15 protein-coding genes are annotated in these 21,331 nt (G+C 45.8%); 8 read left to right on the top strand and 7 right to left on the bottom strand.

All coding sequences use genetic code 11. The annotated features are described in order from the left end of the window. The first annotated feature begins 131 nt into the window (after positions 1-131). The 3 genes from ABDW02_RS11635 (at position 132) to ABDW02_RS11625 (ending at position 2,869) form a co-directional block, all read left to right on the top strand. Positions 132-617 carry a hypothetical protein gene (locus ABDW02_RS11635; RefSeq protein ID WP_343634727.1) on the top strand — a complete coding sequence of 162 codons (486 nt, stop codon included), beginning with the start codon at positions 132-134 and terminating at the stop codon, positions 615-617. Positions 618-748: 131 nt separating this feature from the next. Continuing rightward, entirely contained in the window at positions 749-1,042 is a 294-nt protein-coding gene (locus tag ABDW02_RS11630) for a YciI family protein (RefSeq protein ID WP_343634726.1), read from the top strand. A gap of 324 nt (positions 1,043-1,366) precedes the next feature. Then, positions 1,367-2,869 (top strand): hypothetical protein, encoded by a 1,503-nt coding sequence (locus ABDW02_RS11625; RefSeq protein WP_343634725.1) that lies wholly within the window; start codon positions 1,367-1,369, stop codon positions 2,867-2,869. Positions 2,870-3,061: 192 nt separating this feature from the next. On the opposite strand, the gene ABDW02_RS11620 is transcribed toward ABDW02_RS11625, so the two are convergent. From ABDW02_RS11620 to ABDW02_RS11605, 4 genes are all read right to left on the bottom strand, one after another. Then, positions 3,062-4,510: a hypothetical protein gene (locus ABDW02_RS11620; protein ID WP_343634724.1), complete on the bottom strand. Its 1,449-nt coding sequence runs from the start codon at positions 4,508-4,510 to the stop codon at positions 3,062-3,064. A 233-nt stretch (positions 4,511-4,743) separates the two neighbouring features. After that, complete coding sequence (locus ABDW02_RS11615) at positions 4,744-6,186, bottom strand: hypothetical protein (protein WP_343634723.1); 1,443 nt, start codon at positions 6,184-6,186, stop codon at positions 4,744-4,746. Next, a complete protein-coding gene (locus ABDW02_RS11610) occupies positions 6,183-6,719 on the bottom strand; it encodes an RNA polymerase sigma factor (RefSeq protein ID WP_343634722.1) in 537 nt (178 codons plus the stop codon). The genes ABDW02_RS11615 and ABDW02_RS11610 overlap by 4 nt, the downstream gene beginning before the upstream one ends. An 88-nt stretch (positions 6,720-6,807) precedes the next feature. Then, positions 6,808-7,449, bottom strand: coding sequence for a hypothetical protein (locus ABDW02_RS11605; RefSeq protein ID WP_343634721.1), 642 nt, complete (start codon positions 7,447-7,449; stop codon positions 6,808-6,810). 341 nt (positions 7,450-7,790) lie between these two features. On the opposite strand from ABDW02_RS11605, the gene ABDW02_RS11600 reads away from it, so the two are divergent. After that, positions 7,791-10,013, top strand: coding sequence for a cation:proton antiporter (locus tag ABDW02_RS11600; protein ID WP_343634720.1), 2,223 nt, complete (start codon positions 7,791-7,793; stop codon positions 10,011-10,013). Here ABDW02_RS11600 and ABDW02_RS11595 read toward each other — a convergent pair. The 3 genes from ABDW02_RS11595 to ABDW02_RS11585 all read right to left on the bottom strand — a co-directional run bounded on the left by ABDW02_RS11595 (position 10,000) and on the right by ABDW02_RS11585 (position 12,968). Then, a complete protein-coding gene (locus tag ABDW02_RS11595; protein ID WP_343634719.1) occupies positions 10,000-11,046 on the bottom strand; it encodes an FAD-dependent oxidoreductase in 1,047 nt (348 codons plus the stop codon). The genes ABDW02_RS11600 and ABDW02_RS11595 overlap by 14 nt on opposite strands. Positions 11,047-11,117: 71 nt before the next feature. Then, positions 11,118-12,041, bottom strand: a complete 924-nt coding sequence (locus tag ABDW02_RS11590) for a DUF1295 domain-containing protein (RefSeq protein ID WP_343634718.1) — start codon at positions 12,039-12,041, stop codon at positions 11,118-11,120. 207 nt (positions 12,042-12,248) lie between these two features. Further along, a complete protein-coding gene (locus ABDW02_RS11585) occupies positions 12,249-12,968 on the bottom strand; it encodes a phosphoribosyltransferase family protein (RefSeq protein WP_343634717.1) in 720 nt (239 codons plus the stop codon). A gap of 492 nt (positions 12,969-13,460) precedes the next feature. Between ABDW02_RS11585 and ABDW02_RS11580 the strand changes: the two genes are divergently transcribed. The 4 genes from ABDW02_RS11580 to ABDW02_RS11565 all read left to right on the top strand — a co-directional run bounded on the left by ABDW02_RS11580 (position 13,461) and on the right by ABDW02_RS11565 (position 21,319). Further along, on the top strand, positions 13,461-14,435 hold the full coding sequence (locus tag ABDW02_RS11580; RefSeq protein ID WP_343634716.1) for a ribonucleotide-diphosphate reductase subunit beta: 975 nt from the start codon (positions 13,461-13,463) through the stop codon (positions 14,433-14,435). Between the two features lie 50 nt (positions 14,436-14,485). Further along, entirely contained in the window at positions 14,486-16,855 is a 2,370-nt protein-coding gene (locus ABDW02_RS11575) for a ribonucleoside-diphosphate reductase subunit alpha (RefSeq protein WP_343634715.1), read from the top strand. A gap of 212 nt (positions 16,856-17,067) precedes the next feature. Continuing rightward, complete coding sequence (locus ABDW02_RS11570) at positions 17,068-17,745, top strand: hypothetical protein (protein ID WP_343634714.1); 678 nt, start codon at positions 17,068-17,070, stop codon at positions 17,743-17,745. A 124-nt stretch (positions 17,746-17,869) separates the two neighbouring features. Then, complete coding sequence (locus tag ABDW02_RS11565; protein WP_343634713.1) at positions 17,870-21,319, top strand: hypothetical protein; 3,450 nt, start codon at positions 17,870-17,872, stop codon at positions 21,317-21,319. The last annotated feature ends 12 nt before the right edge of the window (positions 21,320-21,331 follow it).

Below are 21,331 nucleotides of genomic sequence, written 5' to 3'. Positions count from 1 at the left end.
ATCGCTATTCTATTGGGTTTTAAACAGATCCGTTTCTTGACTAAAACAGATATTAGAATAAGTCGAAAACCGCCATTCTGCTTAACATTTGATTCATTTCCGGGCCGTATCTTTGCTCAAAATTCAAAATCATGAACAAAGCCATTGTATTAGCAATCGTTGCAACTTTGGGTTGCACCACCTTCGTTTCGGCACAAAGCGGAACAACAACTTCAAAAACTGCGGTTCCTGCAGGGAAGGAGCGCATTAGCCTTGCTGCTATTGAGATCAACGCTACGATGGTCGTTCCGTCGGGAGTGAAAGCCCTGGAAGAGACTTATAGTTACTACATTTCCAACGGGAGCAATTTCGTGATTTCCGTGGAATCGGCCTACGACATGACCCTGGACAAATTGAAAGCGGAGATTGCTTCCAACCCGGATAAAAAGTTGATTTCGACAAAAGCACATTCTGTCATCTTCCAGGAAAAGATGATGGGTCGCGAGATGGTGCATTTCGAATCGTATGTGGAGATCGGCGGACAGCTTTACCGCTTCTACGACAAGCGTGTTGCGCCGTTGACACTTGAGCAGGTAACTCCGATGTGTGAAGCGGTGGAAACAATTCAGCCTTTGTAAGCAATAGAAATTTCAGATAGATAGAAAGGGTTATTCACTTGGTGAATAGCCTTTTTTTATAACCGGGTTTTGAAGATCAACCGGAAATTGCATAAACCTTTTAGCTTTGTACCGTACAACAAATTGATCGTATGGACAAACAACAGTATTTTTTGAAACTCAACCCGCCTCGTCCGAGCTTTATTATGGATATGACGGAAGCGGAAAAGGATATTATGCAAAAGCACGTGGCTTATTGGATGGAATTATTGGAAAAAGGCATCGCAATCGTTTTCGGACCGGTGATGGACCCGGCTGGTGGTTATGGAGCAGGAGTTGTTTCGGTTGATGACGAGGCACAACTGAAACAATTGATTGCTGATGACCCGGCAAATGGCTTGAATCAGTATGAATATCATCCTATGAGAGCTGTTTTTAAACAATAGGAATTCACAGACTTGAAACAGAAAAGGTTGTACACGATGGTACAACCTTTTTCATTCAAATCGGGCATTATCTGGTTGCTACTCCTAATAGAGATAAAATGAGTGCAAGTGCCCGCCGCTTAATAACGCGTTTCATCTTTTTCCGAAATTCAGGATTAAAAATATATTTCAATAGATATTCCATACTAAGAAGTTACGAAACTTGATTGAACTATACAAATTTTCAGTGCTTCACATAAATAGATTACGACCTCCAACGTTACTTTTGTATTGTCAAAATCAAAAAAACTGCTAATTTTCAATCCACATCTTAAGCTATTCACAATGAAAAAATTAACCCTTGCCTTCGTTCACGGATACAGTGTCACAAACATCGATACTTACGGAGAAATGCCCCTGCGATTGGCGCAGGAAGCCGGCACTTACGGCTATGAACTCAAAATCGAACACATTTTCCTGGGACGTTACATCAGCTTCAATGACGAAGTGCGTTTGGAAGACATTTCCCGCGCCATGGAACAAGCCGTGCAGGAACAATTAATGCCGACCCTGGCGAAAGGGGAACGTTTTGCGTGCATTACGCATTCTACCGGCGGACCTGTTGTGCGCACCTGGTGGAGCAATTACTATAAAGATCAGAATAAGATTTGTCCGATGAGCCATTTGGTAATGCTTGCCCCGGCAAATTTCGGTTCTGCGTTGGCCCAATTGGGTAAAAGCCGCCTGAGCCGCATCAAATCGTGGTTTGACGGTGTAGAACCCGGACAACGCGTGTTGAATTGGCTGGAATTGGGAAGTACTGATGCCTGGAAACTGAATAAGGAGTGGACACAGAACGGACAGAAATACATCGGGCCGAACGGAATTTTTCCTTTCTCTTTAATCGGGCAGGACATCGACCGCAAGTTGTATGACCATTTGAATTCGTATACGGGAGAACTTGGAAGTGACGGGGTAGTGCGTGTTGCAGCGGCGAACCAAAACAGCCGTTACGTTAAATTGACGCAGCAAACTCCTGAATTGGCAGGAGGAAAATGGCAGGCAAACCAGCTTCAGATTTCCGAATTTGCAGAAGCTCCGTCAACTCCTTTCCGGGTGATGACCTACAAATCCCACTCGGGAGCAGAAATGGGAATTATGCGCAGTCCGCTGAAAGATCCGAAGGATGCTAAAGGAACGGAAGTCGTGAATGCGATTTTCCGTTGTATCGGGGTGACAAACGAGGCGGATTACCAAAAAGTAACAGCCGATTTTGCCAAAGAAACGGTAGCTGTGCAGGAAAAAGGATTGGTTGAGCAGGATAAAGGGCTTTTCGGGAAGAAATACTACATCCATGACCGTTATTCCATGATCTTATTCCGGTTGACGGATTCTGAGGGATACCCGGTGACTGATTTTGACCTGATCCTTACGGGTGCCAACCACGATCCGAATGGCTTGCCAACGGGTTTCTTCGCCGACAGGCAATGCAACCAGGTGAATAAATCGACGGTTACTTATTTCTTCAATTATGATGTGCTTAACGGGAGAAAAGCGATGACTGTGAACGGTTGTAAGCTGGATGAACTGAAGGGAATCAATGAACTGGGATTGATTATTCGTCCACGACCGGATGACGGATTTATCCGCTACCTGCCTTGTGAGATCCATGCTTCGAAGGAGTTGTTCGACAAAGCATTGCAGCCTAATTCCACTACGATGATCGATATCTGTATTCAGCGTGTGGTGAGTAATGAGGTTTTCCGATTTGAGAAGGTGAAAAATACTTCGAGTGTGCAGAACCTGAATTTTAAGAAGGTGGCGCCCGGGAATGGGATTGTGAAGTGATGGTTTAAGCACAAGGGCGTGAAGAGCGCGAAGAGATTGAGGTTATTGGTTTTTCAGCGGGGTGATTGGTAGTTTCGCTCTGCTCTCGGGGTTTTTGACCACATAGGATCATAGGTCACATAGTTTTATGTACTACATATAAGAACGGTTGTCTATTCAGACAACCGTTTCTTTTAGTGATAATGGGTTTATTTATTGGCGCATTATTAGTTTGACCTGTTTTTCTTCGGCAGACTTGATTTGTTCTACTTGTTTCAGGGTGTTGCCTTGTTTGTTAAGCAGGTAATCCTGGAAGATATGGCTCAGGTACAGCGGGGATTTCATTTGTCCGCTTGTTTTGAACTTCACAGCACTGTGACACGAGAAACAGTTTGCAAGGTTCCCTACGTTGATGGAATCTATACTCGGCTCGAAGGTTTGTGTAAATGTTTCCATGGTGACGTTTGCACAATTCAAACTACCGCGGGCGAAGCTTCCCGGTGTGGCATTGGTGAGGTTGTATCCCAAACTGTCCAGAAGCTGTGCCTGCTGCAGCGGAGTTTTTCCATCGGTATTCAGCCAAATGGACCCGTTGTAGAAGTAATTCGCCCACACGTCATTCAACTGCGACTTCACGCATTGGTTGATGCCGTCGACGTTTTGGAAATCTGCAGGTTCCTGTTGTGATGTGACCATAAATGTCCCGTCGGGGTTGCGTGGAATTCCATATTGGAACAGGTCAAATACCTGATGAGGTGTTTGTCCCAATCTCGTTGCAGAGTTATACAGGATCCCGTTGATCCCGGTTGTTGTTCCATTTTTAAACAATAACTGGTCGGAAGCTGAACTGGCAGAATTGGCGTCCCAATCGTAATCCGGTGCGAGGTCGTCGTGCTCGAAAGTTGCCCAGATAAATTCAGGGTGATTTTGTACCACGCCCACTACGTGCATTCCGATCAGAGCAACTTCGGTGTTGGTGAAGGAAACCCCGTTATTGGTGGAAAGCGATGCGGTGGTGGTGTAATATTCCGCTTGTTTGGAAGCCGGAATTGCTGAAACCGGAACCCAGGCTACTTTGAGCTCGAACGATCCAACCGGGAAGGCGGCTGTGTTGTTAAGCGGCAAAGTACCATTCTTCAATTGTTGTGCGAAGCCCAGTGCGGCCATATGCATGGTCGGGTTCATGTGAATGGAATAATAGACCATTGCGCCGTTTCCGCCATTGTAATCCGGGTTGGTCTGCAAAACTGCGCTTTCAGATCCTGCCTGCGCGGTGTCCTGAAGTACGACCAAAGCACCGGTCGGAACAGAAACTGAAGCCATATTGGAGGTAACTTGTTTGACCTTGCTCTGGTTCAGGAATAAGGGATTTCCGCCGGCATCTGGTTTGGTGAGCCACAGGAATTTGTTCCACGACCATTGGTGAAAAATCTGATTGGTGGTGCTCGAAGTATCGAAGGGACTTCCTGCACCTTCTTCGGGGGCTGGTGTCTGACTGTGGGGGAACCAGCTTGGATTGACCAAACAAAGGGAATCGGGTGAGTTGCTGGTAGTATAGCCGGTCTCCACTTTTTCTTCCGGCCCGGAAGTGCAGTTGGATAGGACGGCCACACCAATTATAGCCAGCGCGCCCAAACTTAGGGTTAACGTGTTCTTTTTCATGAATAGTGTCTCAATTTAAGTTTGAAACTAAAGTAGGATAAATTCCATGTGCCGGCCGGAGCAATGGTATCAAACGGAAAATAGCGTTCACCAAATGCCGAAAAGGGAGCATGAAACGGGTTGAAAAAACAAAAAAGAGTATCCGCCGGGTGGCGAACACTCTTTGATGATCTTCTTTAAGTACTGACCTAACAAGTACTAACGAGATTTTTTGTACTCAAAGAAGGGGTTTATCAGAATTTGAATGAAACGGTGAGCGGAATAACCAACTCATCCAGTTTGCGTGAAAAGGATGTTTTCAAATAGAATTGCTTGCTGAAGAGCGGTGTAACTCCCAGAGAAATGTGTTTGTTCAGGTTGTAATTCAGGGAAAGCCCCGCGCCCGGCTGCAGGTAGCTGAAGCTCTCCGACTGAGGTTGTGCGATATCCACGACCTGTATTTCTTTCAGCTTTAAGGATGCGAATAAATTGCCGGATAAGCGCAGATCGGCTGCTGCAGAAAACTTCCCGATTCTCAGGAACTCGAAACTGGTCCCTACAGAGAGTAAAACGGATTGCATTTGGTACCGGGCCGTTACATCTTTTGCCAGGAAACAGCTGTTCGCACCGTCGTCGCGGATGTTTTGCAGCGGAACTTTTTCGTTATTTACCACATAGGTGAAGTAATCGGCTTGCGTGATGGCCAGGTTGTAGGTGAATTGTGTCTGTTTTTGGTTGAATACCAATCCTGCATAGATTTTGAAGCGGTCGCCCACTTTGAAGCGGGCCTGCAGACCTAACTCAAAGCCGGAAGAAGCGAAGGTGCGCTTGCTCAATTGCCCGGAAGTGAAGTAATCTTTGAAAACCGCCGAATGATAGAGTGATGGTCCGCCGGAGATTCCCAGTGAGAAGATTGAATGCCGTTTGTTTTCTGTCGCAGTGGGTTGCTTTTCAGCAAAGTCTTTTTCGGCTAAGGCAAGAATTTCCAGGTAGCTCAATTCGTTGTATTCCGAGGAATCGATATGTGTTTTTGCCTTATTTTCCGTTGCTGATCGAGTGATTGTATTCGTATCCTTGAAAGTAACGGTTTGCTGGGTGGATAATTCAACGACTTCCTTCCCGGTATTTACCTTTTTAGCTGTAAGCAAATTCGTAAAATTATTTCCAACCGAATTGGAATTATGCATGGTTTGAGAGCTTGAGCTTCCTGGTTTTCCCTGTTTAAAATAAGTGGCAGGTTTCTGCCGGCTATTTTGATTGGAGCGGACGGTTGTATAAGCACGTGATTTGCCCGGTTTTGTTCCCTGGTTCGGGAATCCCCGATCGAGATAACTATCGGAACCTGAACTACCAGTTGTTTTGGGGATATCCGAAACGATATTGCCTGCTTTCCGGTGATCATTCAACACCTGTTTTTTACCGTCTTGCTCCCGGTAGTTATGGGCATTGAAGTTGCTATTCAGCGACGAATTATCCTGAGAATGCACTCCCTGGCCGGAAACAGCGATCACGATAAAAGCAGTTATCAGCAGGATGCAGCATCCGCCGAAGAGCCACCAGAAAAAGCCGCGACGTTTCTTTTCGGGGAACAATTCTTCCTCGATCCGGTCCCAAACGAAACCCGGAACTTGTGCCGTTCCCTCAGACAATTTGTCTTTGAGGAGTTGGTCCAATTGGTTCTGTTCACTGTTTTTCATAACTGTTCCAGTTTAAGTTTCAATGCGGCTTTTGCCCTCATGAGCTGAGAGCGGGAGGTGCTTTCCGTAATATTCAGCAACCCGGCAATTTCGCGGTGCGAATAATCTTCCAGTACTGCCAGGTTCAGGATGGTGCGGTACCCATCCGGAAGTGCTTTCAATGCCAGTAATAAGCGTGCTTCCGTTTCTTCTTTCTGCCAGTAATCGTCTTCTTCCGAAATGACCTGGTAGCCTTCAACACTTTCCGATTCCAGTTGCCTTTTGTCGATGCGCAGCCTGGATAAACATTGGTTAACGGCGATTCTTCGCATCCAGCCTTCAAAGCTGCCCTGCCCGCTGAAGGATTCGATTTTCCGGTAGGCTGTTACAAAGGTTTCCTGCAGGGCATCCTGTGCATCCGCATCGTTTTTGAGGTAGCGGAGACAGACGTAATACAACTTCGGGGACAGGAATTGATAGAGCGCGCTGAATGCCCCGGGATCGCGTGAATCCAGGAACACCACTAGCGCGCTATCTACTGATTTGAATTTCAAAGGAATGGTACTACTTTGTGTAACACTTTGTAGCTAAATGTGGGAGAACCTGCCGCGGCACATTCTCCCGGGTTTCAGGAATGGATAATTATTCGTGTGCCACACAGATGCTGCGCAATTCGGATTCGAAGAGGTTTGCACCCACGGTTACCGTTTCAAATTCCGGCCCGCGGATGATGATGGAATCGACCACTCCTGCAAAGGTTTCACCCGGTGTTTGCGACATGAAGACCGTTCCCGGCTGGAAATAGCGCTCTACCGTGTAGCCATAAGGATTCAGGAAATGATTCAGGGAATCGGGAGTAGTGGAGATCAGCGGGGTTCCCGGGAACTGCACATTTACCAATGAAGGGTGGGGATTTGTATTACTCGCAAAGCGGGCGTGCACAAAGGTGATTTTGTTGGACACGCAGGCGAGCATGTTTGCACTGTTGAAGGCGATGGACACACCGCCCTGGTAACCGTAGAACCCGTTGGGCGTTTCATGAACAATGGGGCTTGGACCTACCATTTGACCATCTATCAGGAAAGGCACCTGCTGTGCATAGGGCGTTGCAATGATGAGGTTGTTGGTGCCCACTTCCAGCATATCGCCAAAACAAAAGCTGCAAGGTGTTTCTTCCGTGGTGTTTTTGTTGATTGGAGTAGCGGGGTTTTGTTTTTTACAGGCGATTGCCAGTAAAATAACTGCTGCCGAAGCAGCTAAGGGTTTTAAAAGTGTTGTTTTCATATTTGTTTTTTAAGGTGTTCTTCTTAGTAGAGAACGAAAACCCGTTTTCGCTGCATGAAGCCGATAAATTTTTTTAAAAAGTGCCCGAAACGGGAATTTTTACCCGGAACTATGACGTGGAGAAGGGGTGGGAAGGTGCATGATTGAAAATTCTGTAGGGACGAAAAATTTTTCGTCCCTACAGGGATCCAAAAAACTACGTGTTCTTTTTGAATGATTTTCCCGTTGTTTTTTCATTTTTTGGCTGTTTTAATGCGATTTTAATCCGAAAACGGGGCATTTTTGTTAATTTTAGGCATCATCACAAATTGGTTTCTTAGTTAAACCGCAAAACCAGTTTCATGGGGCATGTTCCGGAGTTAATTATCGATTTGGCACTTATTTTGGGTGCAGCGGCTGTTATGACGATCATCTTTAAGATGTTGCGTCAACCGGTTGTTCTCGGGTACATCCTTGCCGGGGTGGTGGTGGGGCCTTATTTCAACTTCTTCCCGACGGTGGTGGAATCCGAAGGGATCAAGACCTGGGCGGAGATCGGTGTGATCTTCCTGTTGTTTGGTTTGGGACTTGAATTCAGTTTCAAGAAATTGCTTAAAGTGGGAAATGTGGCCGTGATTACTTCCCTGATGGGAGTTGGGATGACTTTCCTGATCGGGTATAATGTGGGAGTGATCCTGGGCTGGAATACGATGGATAGCTTGTTTATGGGCGGAATCCTGAGTATTGCTTCCACGACCATTATCTTCCGGGCGTTTGACGAATTGGGTGTGAAGAGCCAGAAATTTGCGGGGATCGTACTGGGGGCACTTATTATAGAGGATTTGGTGGCTGTTGTTTTGATGGTGATCTTATCCACGGTTTCGATCAGCCGCTCGTTCCAGGGAATTGACATGATCTTTTCGATCGTGAAACTGATTTTCTTCCTGGTTTTGTGGTTTGTTTCGGGGATTTTTTTCCTGCCGACCCTTTTCAAACAACTGAAAAAATACCTGAACGATGAGACCTTGCTGGTGCTGTCTTTATCGCTGTGTTTCTTGATGGTGGTACTTTCCGCGGAAGCCGGGTTTTCGCCTGCACTGGGAGCTTTTATTATGGGTTCTATTTTGGCGGAAACGCCTAAAGTGGAGAAGATCGAACACCTGGTGCAATCGGTGAAGGACTTGTTCGGGGCAATTTTCTTTGTTTCGGTGGGAATGCTGCTCGACCCGGATATGCTGGTGGAATATGCCCTTCCGATCGCAATTTCTACAGTGGTACTTTTGGTTGGGAAGCCGATTTTTGCAACGATTGGTGCGTTGTTTGCCGGACAACCGATTAAGGTAGCGGTGCAAACCGGGATGAGTTTGTCGCAGATCGGTGAATTTTCGTTCATTATAGCAACTTTGGGTGTAACGCTGAATGTGACCAGCGATTTCCTGTACCCGGTAGCGGTGGCTGTTTCGGTGATCACGACGTTTACGACACCTTATATGATTGGTTTTTCGGCCAGGATGTCGGATTGGGTGACGGCGAAAATGCCGGTGAAGTGGAAGAACCGTTTGTATAAGTACAGCCAGGGAACGCAACAGGTGACGGAGGCCAGTGACTGGAAAAAGCTGATCCGTTTTTACCTGATCAATACGGTTATTTTTTCGGTGGTGATTATCAGCATTATTTTATTGGCTGACCGCTTTTTGGCGCCGTTTTTCGAAGAAAGTGAGTGGAAGGACCTGTTTATTGTTTCGCTGACCTTATTACTGATAGCCCCGTTCCTGTATGCACTTGCCCTGCGGCGCGGGCCTTCGCAGACGTATGCGAATATCTGGATGCGGCCTTTGTACCGCGGGCCGCTTTTGGCTTTGATCATTTCACGGATCGCACTGGCAATTTTCTTCGTGGGATTTGTCTTTGCGAAATACTACTCGCCATTGGCCGCATTCCTGGGAGTACTTGTAAGCACGGTGTTTTTTATCACCCAGAGGAACCGGATCAAGCGCTTTTACGGGCGGATCGAAACCCGTTTCCTGCTTAACCTGAATGACCGCGAACGGGCACAAAAGGAAAAAAATTACCTGGCGCCGTGGGATTCCCACTTAACGACCTTTACACTCGATGCGCGTTCCCCGATTATCGGTTTGCCGCTGAGTACGATGAAATTGCGTGAAACTTTCGGGGTTAATATCGTGATCATTGAACGCGGAAACCAAACGATTAATATTCCGAGGCAGGAAACGATCCTGTACCCGAACGATGTGATTTCTGTGATCGGGACGGATGAACAACTGGCAGATTTTAAGAACCACATTACGATTTCGGAGGCAAAGATTGACTCCAAATCGGATACCTCGCAGGTAGGACTGCATTCCTTCTCGATCCCGGAAGATTCCGGCCTGATCGGGCAAACGATCAGGCACTCCCGGATGCGGGAAATGTGTCACGGAATTGTGGTGGGCCTGGAGCGCGATGACAACCGCATTGTGAACCCAGACCCGGATATGGCTTTTGAAGCCGATGACGTGATCTGGATCGTTGGTTCGAACAGGAGGATCCGGATTTACCTGCGCGATATTCTTAAGAATGCCTAGTGTACGGAAACCGGCTGATGTGTGATTCGGCGTTCAGTTCCGTTCCTTTCAGCAGGTGATTGGCCAATTCGTGCATCAATAGCGGTGCAATCATATAGCCTTTCGTACCCAGTCCGTTTGCGATCACCATTTTCGGATAGTCGGGATGTAAGCCCATGAGCGGCCTGCGGTCTGGAACTGTGGGGCGAACCCCGGCTTTGTGTTCCACAATGGTATAGGCTTCGGAAGTGACCGATTTCAAATTCTCAGCGATGGCCTGTTTGCCTGCTTCCGTGGGAATGGTATCGTCTGTATCCCAGGCGTAGGTGGAACCCACTTTGAAGCGGTTATTTCCCAAAGGAAGGAGGAAGCACTTGCGGTTGAGGGATTCTTTCGCATAGATTCCGGTGGATTCGATGGTGAGCAATTCGCCTTTTGTTTGCTGCAATGGCAGGTATGAGAAAAGCGGGTTGTACCGGGCATCTTTTCCTTCTGCAAAAACAATGAAGTCGTAAGAGTGTCCTTTATAAATAGCCTGCCCGGCGTTTAGTTCGCCGTGATCGAAGGTTTCGCGGAAAAGGATTCCTTTCGATTGGAAATACGCCAGATTTGCCCCGATAAAGGCATTCGTATCGATGTAAGAAGCCTGTTTGACCCGGCCTGTTCCAAAGGTATTTTGTTCCAGCGGGAAGTTCAGGTCGTCTTCCGTTAAGGTTTCCATATATTCCGAAAACTCCGGAAGTTCCTGTTTGGTTTTCCAGAATCCGAGTTCCTGTTCGGATGCAAACAAGCGGCGGATGACCAACGGATGGAAAAACGAATTCCCGGTCAGCTGTTCCAGTTCAGTATATTTTTTACGGGCAAAAGGAACGAGCTCCGAAACGCGCCAGCTCAGGGTCATGCGCCGGAATACCAGCGGATTGATAATTCCTGCAGCAACGACAGAAGAAGCATTTTTGTCGTTATCGATCAACACCACCTCACAACCGGCCTGAAGCAATTCATGCGTTAAGCAAATTCCGGCAACACCACTTCCTACAACTAAGATCTTCATGGTGCAAAGATGTTTAAAAGTTTAAAGAGTTCAAAGGGTTTCAAAAGGTTTCAATTGAACACTTGAACCTATTATTTGAACTTGGTAAACGGGATGAACCGCGGTACTTTTCGCTGATAGTTCGTATAATCCGGGTATTTCTCTGCGGAGAGTGCTTCGGAGAAGTCGGAGCTACCTTTGAACAGGACAATTAAAAGCAGGCAACCCGCCATGGACCAGTTGATCCATTCGCCTGTTGCAACGATGCTGAATCCGTAGAACAAGACCCAAACCGTTTGTTCCATGGCGTAATTCGGGTGACGGACAATTGCCCACAAGCCCGTATCCACAAATCCTTTGGAGTAAGGCCCCAGGTTTTCCCCGGCTTTGATTCGTCGGTGTTTTTCCGTTTGAAAATCGTATTGCTGCTGATCGGCTATAAACTCCACGACTACCGCGGCAATGATTGCCACTGCGATCACCCAGTCCCAGATTTGAATGGCAGCCGGTGCACCGTCTCCCAAACCGGTCAATACCGGAAGGGTGAATAAAAAGATCAGTGTATTTTGATAAGAACAGATAAAAAACAAGTTGAAAAGCATCCAAACAAACTTGTTGTTGAAACCGGGTTTTTGGCGCAGCACTTCCCAGCGGTAATCTTCTTCACCTGTCCAGAATTTCCATTGATAAGCACCTCTTCGTGCAAAGTTGTAGGTGAGGCGCACTCCCCAGATCGTAACCACAACAGCCATCAGTATTAAGCGCGGGGCAAAATCGCCGGCGTAGGCCACATGCCACACATAATAGATGGGGATGATGCTCCAGATCTTGTCGATCTGTGAGTTGTTGCGGGTAATTTCTCCGAGCAGGAAACAAACACCGGTCACCACTGCAAGGACGATACTCATTTCCGTAAGCACTTCAGATTGAAGGGGATTTAAAGGAGTTCCGAAATAGAACGACATCAATGGCACTACGACCAGAGTCAGCAAGAGGATAAGTATAGTAATTAACATGCGTGAAAGGTACTATTTAATTCAAAAGGATGAATTCAAAATGGAAAAATAATCAATTGAAAAGTGAAAAGTGAAAAGTGAAAAGTGAAAAGTGAAAAGTGAAAGTTGAAAGTTGAAAGTTGAAAGTTTTTAGACTTAATCGACCATGCTATTATTTGTCTTGCCGAAATCGGTGATTTCCCTTCTTTTCAATTTTTCCATTCTCCATTATTCTGCTACTGCCAATACCGCGATACTGATCTTCGCATCGGGAAATTCTTCCCGGAGTATTCTCACGCAGGTTTCGAGCGTGGAGCCGGTTGTTACCACGTCATCTACAACGAGCAGGTGTTTCAGTCCGGTGCTTTTTGTTCCCTGGATCCTGAACCGGTTCTGCATATTCTCCCAGCGCGAGGATTTTCCTTTTTTGGTCTGGCTTTCGGTAAACGAAATGCGTTTTAACAGGTCTTTCCGGAGCATGACACCGCTGCTTTCGGCAATGCCCTTGCAAATGATCTCCGCCTGGTTATAGCCGCGAACAAACTCTTTTTTGGGGTGGAGCGGAACGGGTACCAATGCATCCACATCGGAGAACTTTGCCAGGCCTTTGAGCTTTGTTCCGATCTCTTTCCCGAAATGTTTCCCGACTTGTGGGTTGTCTTTGTATTTGAGTTCGTGCAGGATCTGCTGAGTGGAATTTTCTTGTTTGAAACGCAAAAGAGCATACGTTCCTTCGAGTTGTACCCTTCCCCAAAACAATTTATCGAGGTTCGTTTCCCCGGTGTAATCCTCAAAATGGGTGTAAACCAATTCGCTCAAACAAACGGGGCAAATAGCCAGTTTAGTCTGATTGAATTCGTGCCGGCAAATAAGACAGTTTTGAGGATAGAGGACATGGAGCAAATCGCGCTTCCATTTGTTAAAACTCGACGAAGAAATTAGTGACATAGTAGTATCTATTTGGCTTTGCTCAACTATCAACAATAAGGTGTTAATAGCCTCTTAAAACTAATAAAAAAACCAACTTAAAATCCACCTAATTTTATAGGAAACACGACTGAAAGTCTTCATACACTTGAAGTTGGACGAAACTGGATAATTCTTCGATGAATTGCACATTCTGTACTGTGAATATCTTTAGAGGGGATGTTGATAAACTCGCTAAGTGTTCATGTTAAAGGATTTCAAAGTAGCGATGTTGAAAACCTCAACCGATTGTGGATTTCTTTAATTGTGAAAGGAAAGAATTTTGACAATTTTTGTAAGCCCCTTTGAGCACAAAACTTGTTGAACACACGCAACAACATTGAAGGGGAAACTAACTGAAATTTGAATACCAACACCCACTGATCTATGGTTAGAAATGACCATGGCATAGGAATTATTGACTAAAAAAATCTGACGATAGAATGTCAGGAATTAAAAAAACAAATTAAAAAAATGGCACAGGCAGAACCAATCTTATCGGAAAACAAAAACAGATTCGTGTTGTTTCCAATCCAACATGAAGATATCTGGTCTTTTTACAAGAAGGCAGAAGCAAGTTTTTGGACTGCAGAAGAAATTGATTTATCGCCGGATTTAATTGATTGGGAAACGAAGCTGAATGACGACGAGCGTCATTTCATCAAACATGTTTTGGCATTTTTCGCAGCGTCTGACGGAATCGTGAACGAAAACCTGGCAGAGCACTTTTTGGCTGAAGTGCAATATACCGAGGCAAAGTTCTTTTACGGTTTCCAGGTTGCGATGGAGAACATCCATTCAGAGACTTACTCGCTGTTAATTGATACCTATATCAAAGATCAAAAAGAGAAGAACCATTTATTCAACGCATTGGATACGATCGATTGTGTTCGCAAGAAGGCAGATTGGGCGTTGCGCTGGATTGATAACGGTTCGTTTGCAGAGCGATTAGTTGCATTCGCTGCTGTAGAGGGAATCTTCTTCTCGGGTTCATTCTGTTCGATTTTCTGGTTGAAAAAACGCGGCTTGATGCCAGGATTATCGTTCTCCAATGAGTTGATCTCCCGCGACGAAGGTTTGCACTGTGATTTTGCCTGTTTGCTGTACACGAAGCATTTGGTGAACCAATTGTCCAAAGACCAGGTGCAGAAAATCATCCTGGATGCCGTGGAGATCGAGAAGGAATTTGTAACGGATGCATTGCCTGTGAAGTTAATAGGTATGAATGCAGAACTGATGGCACAATACATTGAATTCGTTGCTGACCGACTATTGACAGAGCTTGGGAATCCAAAGGTGTTCAATACGGCAAACCCATTCGACTTCATGGATATGATTTCTATCCAGGGAAAAACCAACTTCTTCGAAAAACGCGTGGCAGAATACCAAAAATCAGGCGTTATGTCGAACAAGGAAGACCAAACATTTAGTTTGGATGAAGAATTTTAATTGATTATATTATTAGTACCAATAACAACAACCCAAATAGATAGAGCGCTATGTACGTAATTAAAAGAGACGGAAGAAAAGAGGCGGTGAAATTTGATAAGATCACTGCACGCATCATCAAGATGTGCTACGGGCTTGACCCGCTGGTTTCACCGGAGGCTGTTGCCATGAAAGTCATCGAAGGAATCTACGATGGAGTAACGACAACAGTTTTAGATAATTTGGCCGCTGAGGTTGCAGCAGCTAAAACCATTGACCACCCGGATTATGCTTTATTGGCATCCAGAATCGCGGTGTCGAACTTGCACAAGGAAACGAAAAAATCGTTCTCCGATGTGATGGAAGATTTGTACAAATACATCGATCCGAAAACAGGACAACGTGCTTCCCTGATTGCTGATGACGTGTATGAAGTGATCTCTAACAACAGAGAATTACTGGATTCAAGTATCATTTACGATCGTGATTTCCGTTACGATTACTTTGGGTTCAAAACATTGACAAGAAGCTACTTGTTGCGTTTGAACGGTGAAATCGCAGAAAGACCGCAACAGATGCTGATGCGTGTTGCCGTAGGTATTCACAAAAACGATCTTCAGCAGGCAATCAAGACGTACAACCTGATGTCTGAAGGATGGTTTACCCACGCAACACCGACCTTGTTCAATGCAGGTACACCAAAACCTCAAATGTCTTCTTGTTTCCTGTTAACGATGAAAGAAGACAGTATTGAAGGTATTTACGAGACGTTGAAATCTTGCGCTCAGATTTCACAATCGGCTGGTGGTATCGGATTGGCTATTCACGATATTCGTGCTACAGGATCATATATCAAAGGAACAAACGGTACATCCAACGGAATCGTTCCGATGCTGCGTGTATTCAACGACACAGCCCGTTATGTAGACCAGGGTGGAGGTAAGCGTAAAGGCTCTTTCGCGATGTACATCGAGCCTTGGCATGCAGACGTATTCGATTTCTTAGACTTGAAAAAGAATACCGGGAAAGAAGAAATGCGTGCACGCGATTTGTTCTACGCATTGTGGATTCCGGATTTGTTCATGAAACGCGTAGAGGAGAACGGAGACTGGACATTGATGTGTCCGCACGAGTGCCCGGGACTTTCCGAAACTTATGGAGCTGATTTCGAAGCATTGTATACGCAATATGAAACGGAAGGAAAAGGCCGTAAGACAATCAAAGCACAGGACTTGTGGTTCAAAATCCTGGAATCTCAAATTGAGACAGGTACACCATACATGTTGTACAAAGATGCAGCAAACTCGAAATCCAACCAGCAAAACTTAGGAGTGATCAAATCTTCTAACTTGTGTACGGAGATCATCGAATACACTGCACCGGATGAGATCGCAGTTTGTAACTTAGCTTCTTTGGCATTGCCGAAATTCGTAACAGAAGAGGGAACATTCGACCACGATAAATTGTTCGAAGTAACTTACCAGGCAACTGTAAACTTGAACCGTATCATCGACGGAAACTTCTACCCGGTAGAAGAAGCGCGTAACTCGAATATGCGTCACCGTCCGATCGGATTGGGAGTTCAGGGATTGGCAGATGCATTTATCATGATGCGTTTCCCATTCGAATCGGAAGAAGCAAAAGCATTGAACCGCGAGATCTTCGAAACGATCTATTACGCAGCAATGACAGCTTCCAAAGATCTGGCTATCGCTGAAGGACCTTACGAAACAATTGCAGGATCTCCTGTATCCAAAGGAATTTTCCAATTCGATATGTGGGGAGTAACTCCTACCAACCGTTGGGAATGGGATGTGTTGAAAGAAGAAGTGAAAAAGCACGGTGTGCGCAACTCTTTGTTGTTAGCTCCGATGCCAACAGCTTCTACGGCACAAATCCTTGGAAACAACGAATGTTTTGAGCCTTATACCTCCAACATTTATACGCGCCGTGTATTGTCGGGTGAGTTCATCATCGTGAATAAGCACTTGTTGAAAGATTTGGTGAAAGAAGGTTTATGGACGAAAGATATGCGTCAGAAATTGATGGCAGCAAACGGTTCTGTTCAAAACATCCACGAGATTCCTCAATACATCAAAGACCTTTACAAAACAGCCTGGGAGATTTCTCAAAAAGCAATTATCGAACAAGCTGCTGATCGTGGAGCATACATTTGTCAATCGCAATCCCTGAATATTTTCATGGAGAATGCAAACTTCGGTAAATTGACATCTATGCACTTCTACGGTTGGAAGAAAGGATTGAAAACAGGGATGTACTACCTGAGAACGAAAGCTGCAACAGATGCGATCAAGTTCACGGTAGACAAAGCTGTAACTGAAGAACCAGCAAAAGTATCTGCAGCGGAATTGGAAGAACAACAAGCGGCAATCGCATGTTCTTTGGATAATCCGGACGGATGTGAAATGTGTTCCGGGTAGAAATAAATTAAAAAATGGACGGTGGGCACGCGATTAATCGCGTGCCCACGTGTTGTTGTGATGTTAATAATTGTGCCGTTTTTATGATATCACATATCCCGCTCGTAGAGTCGCGAAGCATCGCGTCACCACAGCGGGATTTTTTGTAGGGTACGCGATGCATTGCGTCCCGACAAAATGGTATTTTTAAAAAAAACAATTCAAACACCGGCATGAATTACGAAGAACATTTTGATCGATCAGCGCAATTGCGCTCCAACCACTGGAAGTCCATTGGAAATCTTCACCCGGATGTGATTACTCATTTGATCAACCCGGCATTTATGGGAGGCCCGGAATGGCCTTCTACCCGCCAGGCATTTGTGATTGTCGATACTCCTTCAGGAACTGTTTTGTCTTCAGACGGATTGAGTGATCCCTACAACGATTTCAATGAAAACCCGGATAACCAGGCTTACAACGGTGTTGGCTGTGAGTTCTACATCGAATGTGACGAGAACCTGGGAGATTTTGACGCTATTAAATCCTCCTGGCAATTCTCCGTGGTTTATCAGGCTGCACAATTGGCTGCGGGAAACCCGAATATTGCTTCCATTATTGAAGAACATACATACGTTTCTACCGAATTGTACCATTGCACCGTCCCGGATTCTTTTTTGAATGAACACGGACGGGTTGGTGTGTTATTTGGGCTGAAATCCAACCAAGTACCCGCTGAAGTGGAATTGTCTTTGGAAACAATCCGTTTGGTGAACGTGACTTTACTGACCAAAGCTGAATTGGATTACATCACTGAGAAAGGCGGTGAAGCACGGATGGAAATAGCCCGGAAACTGGAAGCATTGCCAACCGCGGGGAAATCTTTCCTGGACCGTCAATCGGTGGTTTAAAAAATGAGAATCAGTGCTGGAATGGATGTTTTTAATCCTTATTCTCTTTCTCATGCTGTTTTTTCAATGGAGTAAAATTCGATCGGATATACTAGCGTAGCACTTAAAACGTTAGTACTTTAGCATGATGCACGCTGTACGGGTTGGTCTTCTATTGCTAGGCAGTATTTTTTGTTGGGTTCATAGCTGGACACAGGATAACGCGTACCGTCAAAAAACGATAGCTGCAACCGGCAATGTTATTCAGCTGGATTCTTTAAGTATTGCGCCAAACTCGTTGATCGTGCGCTGTGGCGGGGAAATCATTTTACCTTATCAATACCTGATCGATTACGCGAAGGGAACCTTTCAATTGTTCCGGCCCTGCTCGGATGAATTATCGGTCTCTTACCGCGTTTTGCCGTTTTCGTTCGCTAAAAGCTATCAGTTGCGTGACACGAATATCATTTATACACAAAATAAGGGTGACCGGGAGAAATACCTGATTACGCCAACCGTAGAACCTTTGGATTTGATGGGAGCGAATGGCTTACGAAAATCAGGAAGTATTTCGCGGGGAATTACTTTCGGGAACCGGCAGGACCTTTCGGTAAATTCTTCTCTGAACCTGGAATTGTCGGGATACATTGCTCCGAACCTGCAGGTACTGGCTTCGGTAACAGATGATAACCTGCCGATACAGCCCGAAGGAAACACGAACAAATTGCAGGAATTCGACCAGGTATTCATCCAGCTGTTCAATGACCAGTTTAAGCTGACTGCCGGAGATTTCTGGATCAGTAAACCCGACGGATATTTTTTAACCTACAAAAAAAGGGGCCAGGGTCTGACGGGAGAATATTTCTGGAAGAAAGACAAGACCGGAACGATCAAAACACAGGTCAGCGGGGCCTTATCGAAGGGAAAATTCAACCGGCAGATTATCCAGGGAGTGGAAGGGAACCAGGGGCCTTATCGCTTGCGGGGAAATGAGAACGAGCCATACATCATCATCCTTTCCGGAACAGAACGGGTTTATATCGACGGGAGGCAGCTGAGCCGTGGCCAGGAATACGATTACGTAATCGACTATAACACTTCCGAACTGACTTTTACGGCCAAGAACCTGATCACAAAAGATATCCGAATCGTAGTTGAATTCCAGTATTCGGACCAGAATTATGCCCGTTCGCTCTTTCAGTTCTCAACGACCGCGCAAAGTAAAAAACTGGATTGGTGGTTGAACGCCTATTCGGAACAGGACGCGAAGAACCAGCCGTTGCAGCAAAACCTGACGAACGATCAGAAAAAATTATTGTCGGAAATCGGTGATAGTTTGCAACTGGCCCGTTATTCCGTTATCGATTCGGTGGGATTCTCTGAGAACCTGGTTATGTATCAAATGGTTGACACATTGGGATACGACAGCGTGTTGGTAGCCTCCGTGGATCAGAGTGTGGCATTCTACAAAGCACAGTTTTCGTATGTGGGACCGGGAAAAGGAGATTATGTGTTTGAAAAATTCAACGCGATCGGGCGGGTTTACAAATGGGTTGAACCTGTAGGCGGTGTATCTGTTGGGGATTACGCACCGATTTCCCTGTTGATTACTCCGAAAAGACAGCAACTGTTTACAGCCGGGGCAACTTACCGCTTCAATGAAAAGCTGAAAGTAACCACCGAACTCGGGATGAGCGGCTATGACCTGAATACCTTTTCGAGCCTGGACCGCTTTGACGACAGGGGCTATTCCATGCGGACGAGGATTGAACATTCGAATCCTTTCGGAAAAGATTCTGTTCCTGCCTGGAGTTGGAAAAAGCAAGCCGAAATAGAAATGCTCGACCCGTATTTCAAACCCATTGAACAGTACCGTGCGGTGGAGTTTGATCGCGACTGGAATACGCGAAACCAGGGGTATACCGGTAACCAGGTACTCACTACTTTGGGAACAAGCATTGAAAACCGCTATTTCGGCAAGATCGGGATCAATGCGCAGCAATATAAGATCGGGTCGGATTTTTCCGGGTTGCGCACGCAAGTGATAACAGCCTGGAAACAAAGCGGGTTCAATGTGAATATTGATGCAAGTTTCCTGAGCGCAAAAAACGAGAACTCCAATCAATTCTTACGCCACAAAGCAGATATTTCCAAGCAAATTAAAAAAGTGCGCATCGGGTTTAAAGATGACCAGGAATTGAACCGTTTTATGCAGGGAGATTCCTTATTGGCCCTGCAATCCTATAGTTTCTTCGATTACCAGGGATACGTGGCTTTGGGAGACACTTCTTCCGGGGAATTGCAGCTGAGTTACCGGGAGCGTGTGGATGGTCGCTCAGACAGTACGCGTTTGCGAAATGCTGCCAAGGCGCGAACATTGCGTGTGGAATGGACCAAAAACAACTGGAAAAACCAACGCTTATACGTGGTGGCGAACTACCGCGAATTGAAGATCCTGGATACAACTTTAATCACCCAGGCGCCGGAAAATACTACCAACGGACGGATTGATCACGACATTAAATTCTGGAAAGGAGCTATAAACCTGACAACTTTCTACGAAGTGGGTGCCGGACTGGAACAAAAGAAGGAATTTATCTACATCAAGGTCAATGACGGCCAGGGAGTTTATACCTGGAACGATTACAACAACGACGGGATCAAGGACCTGAACGAGTTTGAAATTGCAGCTTATGCGGACCAGGCGAGTTATATCCGGGTATTTACACCGTCGAATGATTACATCAAGACCTATTCCAACGAATACAACCAATCCCTGACACTTCGTCCGGAACGCGTATGGGCAAACAGCGGCGGATTTAAAAAAGTACTGGCGCGTTTTTCCACACAAACCCGTTTCCGGTTGCAGCGAAAAACGAATGTATTTGACGGAGCAAGAGCCTACAATCCCTTTGTGGGAAGCATCGACGACAATTCCCTGATCAGTACGGCAAACGTGATCAAGAATACGGTTTACTTTAACCGGACAAACAACGTTGGGGGAGCAGATTACAGTTACGAAAGCTCGAAGACAAAGACCCTGCTTGCTACCGGGTTCGACGGTAGAACGAAAGAATCGCATGAAATGAACGGACGCTTGACCATCCTGAAGAAATTCAGCATCCAGTCGCAATTTGAAACCGGGTTGAAAACGTCATCCGTAGATTACACGACCGGCCGGAATTACCGGTTGCATTACTGGCAATTAAAACCGTCGCTGATCTACCAGCCGAATACCTCGCTTCGCTTCAGTTTGGACGGGCGTGTTATTAAAAAGAAGAACGAAGAAAACCTGGGCGGCGAACGGGCCGATATTTATGACATTGGTGTGACCGGAAAGTACAACCAAACGCAAAAGGGAAGTTTGCAGGGACAATTCAACGTGATCCGGATCGCATTTAAAGGAGATTCCAACTCACCCCTGGGCTTTGAGTTGCTGGAAGCACTGAAGCCGGGAGTGAATTACGTCTGGAGTTTGGGATATCAGCGTTCCTTATCCAAGAACCTGCAAATATCGGTTCAGTACAATGGCCGGAAAAGCGAAGGGAATAAAGTAATTCATGCCGGTGGAATGGAGGTGAAGGCGTTCTTTTAACAAGTTAAAAGA

Origin of the sequence: Fluviicola sp., assembly GCF_039596395.1 — a bacterium.
Lineage (GTDB): Bacteria > Bacteroidota > Bacteroidia > Flavobacteriales_D > Crocinitomicaceae > Fluviicola.
Note: the sequence above shows the minus strand (reverse complement) of the source record. Positions and strands in the feature narration are given on the sequence as shown.

What these genes read in the sequence shown, in the direction of transcription:
- ABDW02_RS11635 (WP_343634727.1), top strand. Translation starts at nt 132, where the DNA reads ATGAACAAAGCCATTGTATTAGCAATCGTTGCAACTTTGGGTTGCACC.
- ABDW02_RS11630 (WP_343634726.1), top strand. Translation starts at nt 749, where the DNA reads ATGGACAAACAACAGTATTTTTTGAAACTCAACCCGCCTCGTCCGAGC.
- ABDW02_RS11625 (WP_343634725.1), top strand. Translation starts at nt 1,367, where the DNA reads ATGAAAAAATTAACCCTTGCCTTCGTTCACGGATACAGTGTCACAAAC.
- ABDW02_RS11620 (WP_343634724.1), bottom strand. Translation starts at nt 4,510, where the DNA reads ATGAAAAAGAACACGTTAACCCTAAGTTTGGGCGCGCTGGCTATAATT.
- ABDW02_RS11615 (WP_343634723.1), bottom strand. Translation starts at nt 6,186, where the DNA reads ATGAAAAACAGTGAACAGAACCAATTGGACCAACTCCTCAAAGACAAA.
- ABDW02_RS11605 (WP_343634721.1), bottom strand. Translation starts at nt 7,449, where the DNA reads ATGAAAACAACACTTTTAAAACCCTTAGCTGCTTCGGCAGCAGTTATT.
- ABDW02_RS11600 (WP_343634720.1), top strand. Translation starts at nt 7,791, where the DNA reads ATGGGGCATGTTCCGGAGTTAATTATCGATTTGGCACTTATTTTGGGT.
- ABDW02_RS11595 (WP_343634719.1), bottom strand. Translation starts at nt 11,046, where the DNA reads ATGAAGATCTTAGTTGTAGGAAGTGGTGTTGCCGGAATTTGCTTAACG.
- ABDW02_RS11590 (WP_343634718.1), bottom strand. Translation starts at nt 12,041, where the DNA reads ATGTTAATTACTATACTTATCCTCTTGCTGACTCTGGTCGTAGTGCCA.
- ABDW02_RS11585 (WP_343634717.1), bottom strand. Translation starts at nt 12,968, where the DNA reads ATGTCACTAATTTCTTCGTCGAGTTTTAACAAATGGAAGCGCGATTTG.
- ABDW02_RS11580 (WP_343634716.1), top strand. Translation starts at nt 13,461, where the DNA reads ATGGCACAGGCAGAACCAATCTTATCGGAAAACAAAAACAGATTCGTG.
- ABDW02_RS11575 (WP_343634715.1), top strand. Translation starts at nt 14,486, where the DNA reads ATGTACGTAATTAAAAGAGACGGAAGAAAAGAGGCGGTGAAATTTGAT.
- ABDW02_RS11570 (WP_343634714.1), top strand. Translation starts at nt 17,068, where the DNA reads ATGAATTACGAAGAACATTTTGATCGATCAGCGCAATTGCGCTCCAAC.
- ABDW02_RS11565 (WP_343634713.1), top strand. Translation starts at nt 17,870, where the DNA reads ATGATGCACGCTGTACGGGTTGGTCTTCTATTGCTAGGCAGTATTTTT.